The 4353-nt window shown below is 42.0% G+C and carries 6 protein-coding genes; 3 read left to right on the plus strand and 3 right to left on the minus strand.

Annotated elements, in window-relative coordinates; genetic code table 11:
* Positions 1-125: 125 nt before the first annotated feature.
* Positions 126-755 (minus strand): hypothetical protein, encoded by a 630-nt coding sequence (locus tag AZI85_RS06665; RefSeq protein ID WP_063243364.1) that lies wholly within the window; start codon positions 753-755, stop codon positions 126-128.
* 70 nt (positions 756-825) lie between these two features.
* On the opposite strand from AZI85_RS06665, the gene AZI85_RS06670 reads away from it, so the two are divergent.
* From AZI85_RS06670 to AZI85_RS06680, 3 genes are read left to right on the plus strand one after another with little or no spacing between them, the layout of a single operon-like run.
* The gene (locus tag AZI85_RS06670) at positions 826-1359 is read left to right on the plus strand and encodes an RNA polymerase sigma factor (RefSeq protein WP_253720885.1); all 534 of its coding nucleotides are present in this window, start codon (positions 826-828) and stop codon (positions 1357-1359) included.
* Between the two features lie 9 nt (positions 1360-1368).
* A complete protein-coding gene (locus AZI85_RS06675; RefSeq protein ID WP_063243365.1) occupies positions 1369-1902 on the plus strand; it encodes a hypothetical protein in 534 nt (177 codons plus the stop codon).
* 31 nt (positions 1903-1933) lie between these two features.
* A complete protein-coding gene (locus tag AZI85_RS06680; RefSeq protein WP_063243366.1) occupies positions 1934-2434 on the plus strand; it encodes a hypothetical protein in 501 nt (166 codons plus the stop codon).
* 27 nt (positions 2435-2461) lie between these two features.
* Here AZI85_RS06680 and AZI85_RS06685 read toward each other — a convergent pair whose 3' ends face one another.
* Positions 2462-3289: a nucleotidyl transferase AbiEii/AbiGii toxin family protein gene (locus AZI85_RS06685; protein WP_063243367.1), complete on the minus strand. Its 828-nt coding sequence runs from the start codon at positions 3287-3289 to the stop codon at positions 2462-2464.
* Positions 3286-4326: a type IV toxin-antitoxin system AbiEi family antitoxin gene (locus AZI85_RS06690; RefSeq protein WP_063243368.1), complete on the minus strand. Its 1041-nt coding sequence runs from the start codon at positions 4324-4326 to the stop codon at positions 3286-3288. The genes AZI85_RS06685 and AZI85_RS06690 overlap by 4 nt, the downstream gene beginning before the upstream one ends.
* Positions 4327-4353 lie beyond the last annotated feature (27 nt).

Raw genomic sequence — 4353 nt, forward strand, 5'->3', positions numbered from 1 at the left:
TCACACCCACAGTTTCAACTTCGCCGGCGAAGGCCAAAGAGCTTGTGAATAAAAAAGCAAAGATTAATTTTTTCATAAATTCTCCAATATTTTTTAAAAAACTATCATTTACTGACTTCTAAACTTTAGAAGTGGCTCATAAAATTGAAAGCTCCGCCACCGCCAATAGTTGCACCCACTTCAATCAGAATATTTCTGTAAAATAAGCGCACGAACTGCGTTGTCTCGATAGAGCTGTCATTTTTCTTTTCAAATTGTACAATCAACCACGTATTTAACTCATTAAACTCTGCCAAATACGGAGCCACGCCACCGCGCAATTTTGTTTGTTCAAAATCAGTGCGCTGAATATCAGAGTCTTCACGGAAGTATTTCGTGTATTGAAAAGATGTGTAGTATCTGCGATCTTCCCAATCCACATCGGCAGAAACCAGTGTGACACCTTTGACTTCGTCATAGGAGCGATCCGTACCATACCCGGCACTCAAATAAATATTTCCTTGAGAGTCTTCATTGTTCCAGCGCTTTGCGAGAAAATTCAAACGAGGCACCGTGTACTCGGCCTCTTCCGTCTTAAAATACATAAGCCCCGCCGCCAAACGACTGGTCATAGAATATGTTAGAAGCATCTCGTTCTCGTTTTCCTTATTGTAGGACATAAGAGAAAAGGCACCCGCGAATGAAACAGGATGTGCTTGCGCCGTCGTAGCTATCAGAAATAAAGGCCCGAGAAGCCATATCCACATTTTACTCATCTTAAAACTTCCTTCTTGTATGCGCTTTCAACCTTCATTAGGATGGAGACGAATAACTTGTGACAGGCGTATGAAAATAAATTTGCAAGAATGTACAGATGAAGAACTCTTACTAAAGCTCGCTGAAGGTGAAACGAAGGCTTTAGATATTCTCTATTTAAGACATTCTGGCCGCGTGCTTTCCTATGCTCTTAAAAGAGGCCTTCCTCAGGAACGTGCGGAAGATCTTTTGCAGATCGTTTTCTTACAGGTTCATCGAAAAAAGCACCTCTATGATTCTCGTTATAAGGCCCTAGCCTGGATCTACGTCATTACCCGTAGCGAGCTAAAAGATTACAGAAATCGAGAAATTAAGGATTTTTCTGAATGGAACGATTCTTTGTCACAAACGGACGGCGCGGTTCCTATGCTAGAAGAGAAAGAGGAAGCGGCGACACTTTTAGCCGAGCTCAAGCCTCGGGAACAAGAGGTCATGAAACTGAGGTATTTGGACGAACTGGAATACGAGGAGATTGCTGAAGTCTTAAAAATGTCTGAAAGCAATATCCGACAGATTGTCAGCCGCAGTTTAAAATTGTTGCGTGGATTAGGAAAGAAGAGTTAGGAGGTCATAATGAAAGACGTAAAAAAAGATTTCGAGTCTTTTGCTAATGATACTGCTGAAACCAGCGGCTCTTCTTTTGTTTTACAAAAAATCCATGCACAACTGGAGGCCGAACGCTCTCCGACCTGGAAGTTGGTTTCTAAAATGGGTGTGGCTCACGCGCTAGGAACTTTCGTGACTTTGATGAGCTGTTCTCAATTTGGCGTGCAGCTGTTCTTTGATGGCGGCGGTCTGATGCATTACTTTATGAAGATCAGTCCGACCTTCTGTCTTTTCTTCTGTGGAGCTTTGTATCTTTCCATTTCTATTTTATTCGCGCGTCTGATTTTAAATCACGACGAATGGATCCGTGTGATGCGTTCACGTGCAATGAATATCGCAGCCCTTTCTTTGGTAACGCTCGGTGGGCTTTCCATCGTGAGTCATGAAGTCAACTGGGAATCCGGTGTTTTGTGGTTCTTTGGAGCGGCTTTAGGTGGAGAAATGGTGACTCTTGTAAAATCTCCCCTAGTATGGCTTGCCCGCAAGTCTTATAAGGCTTGATTTTAAGGGGTTTTTGAGTGAAAACCCCTGCATGCGTTTTGCTCTATTCATTCTACTTTTCTTATCTGTTTCTTCTTCGTTTGCAAAAACTCGCATCGCGTTTTTAGAACTTTACGATCGTCACGGTCGTTTGGTGCAGTACGAACCCGGCGGCAGATTCGCGCATACCGCAATCCAATTTGATGATATCGGCGACAAGTGGCTGAATGCTTACCCTGGTGAAGGCGTTGCCATTGTTTCTTGGGAAGATCTTGAACACCGTGGTGTCATCGCGGAAGTCATCGAGATCCCGCAAGACGTACGCCTTTCACAAGTAAAGCCTTATATGGGTCTTCCTTTTGATTTTTGGTATTCTTGGTCGGACGACGCCCTTTACTGCACAGAGCTTATCGGGAAGCTCTTAAATATTCCTACTCATCCTATGAAGTTTAATAAGCAAGTATGGCCGAAGAATTACTGGCATCTTGAAGGCACTCTGGGCCTTTCGCCTGATTCAGTTTACGCGTGGGCAAAGCAGCAAACCTTAGAGTGACCTAACGTCGGCACTTTAAAATTATATCTATTCCTTATTTCCATTTAAGCCCAATAGTAAAGCTCTTAAAAAAGATTTCCATTTACGTTCGGATTTATCACGAGACTCAGAATCCGGCAGACTTTCTATACTTAATAAGTCGCGTATCATCTGCTGAATATTCTCTTCACTGCGCAATATCTCAACTATAACTTCTTTAGGCTGACCAGATAGTTTTGATGCGATCTGCATTCCTAAACAGCCGATCTCGGCGCATGCGTAATCATGATCGAGTAGTTCTAAAAGGTCTAAATTATTTTCCAGGACATACTCGTAAGCATCAGGATTTATCTTCGAATAGTTACTAATTAAATAACCTACATCAACAATGTCTCTTTGCCGTGCGCCATTCATACCCCAGGCGATTAACTTTAATGCGACAAAAAATTCTATACTAAGAACTCGTACGGTTTGCTTTTCTATTTCAAAATCTACGACGTTCTTCATAGCTTCTGAATATCCCAAAACCGACATCGCAGTGTCATGATGGGGTGGCCAACTTACTACATGATTCTGATCTTCAATTCCTCCAAAGGGCACAATGTCAAAAGGAACGCCAGCAAGAAAAAATCTAATACTTCCCTCTGAAGGAACCTTAATATCGGGATGACCTAACAGTTTTTTTCTTAAGCCATCTACGGCTTTCCAGTCTGGAACGAGTATCGCAAAATCAATGTCTGAAGTTTTTCTTTCAGAGGGTGTCAGACCAAATCGTTCTGCTAAGAGGTCTCTGGCCGCAGCACCAATAATGAAAGAAGAAATTTTTTGCGCGTCAAGCTCACGTGTCACCACCGCCATGACTTGACGTGGAGTCATTTCCACTTCCTTAACTCTGGTGAGTACGTCAAAAGATTCTCGGCTGCCTCAATATTTCTATCAATATTAGAGCCATACAGGTCACTTAAAATCAGAAAAGGCGGCACTGTTCTTCTATAAGAGTCGTTTAAATTTTCAGGCCAAAAAGACCTCAAAATCTCAATTTTTCCTGCTGGATCTTTTTTCAATTTTAAACTTGCCATAATGGCAGCCAGCCTGGGCTCGTAGGAGTAAATAGTGTAAAATCCTGGAGTAAGAAAATCATTTATTCTACGGACTGCGGGCTCTCCTCCCCAATAAGAACGAGTCGCTTTTAAATCGTAAGTCTGCCAATCAGGGTAGAAAGAAGGGGTTATCGGCGAAAAGCGACCAACGCTTAGCTTAGCCCGCGCCCTTCCCCAATACAGTGAGTTCCAATATTCAAAGACTTTTTTTGTATTTTTAAGACGCAAGCTCTGTGACTCTCTCTCTATGATCTTTTCCTCTTCAAGAGCTTTTAAACTCCGATTTACCGACCCAACAGATAACCCTAATGTTTCGGCTAATTGCCTTTGAGTTAAACTTTGGTTCTCTAAAGAAGCTGCCAAATAGAATAGTACTTTCAATGTGCTGTCTGCGCGAAAACCTTCACTAGGCCCGTAACTGGAAATAGGAACAACAGATGAAAAGTTCTGAAGATGAACTGGAAAATTCAGCTCCTTTTCGAACTCTAAATAACCTATGCCTTTGTTTGTCAGCTGTCTTTTTATCGAATCAGCGATTGCCGGCGATGCCAAAAAAGCCATTCCCTGAAAGGAATCAGCAAAATTCAAAAATGTTTTAATTTGGCTCAAATGTTGAATTTGGCCCTTTACTTCTATGGCCAAATATTTTTCTTCACCACCGATCCTTACTTCGAGGTACGCGTCAGGAATATACCCCTCGCCAAGCGGTATTTTTCCAAAATTCTTCGTAATTTCGATATGAAGTTTATCCCTTAGGACTTCCTGGACTGCTTCAATACCTTGCTTTTCAAGTTCGGAGTCATAACTGGTCATGTTCAAAGTATACTTTAATTATACTAA

The sequence above is a fragment of the Bdellovibrio bacteriovorus genome, assembly GCF_001592755.1.
GTDB lineage: Bacteria > Bdellovibrionota > Bdellovibrionia > Bdellovibrionales > Bdellovibrionaceae > Bdellovibrio > Bdellovibrio bacteriovorus_E.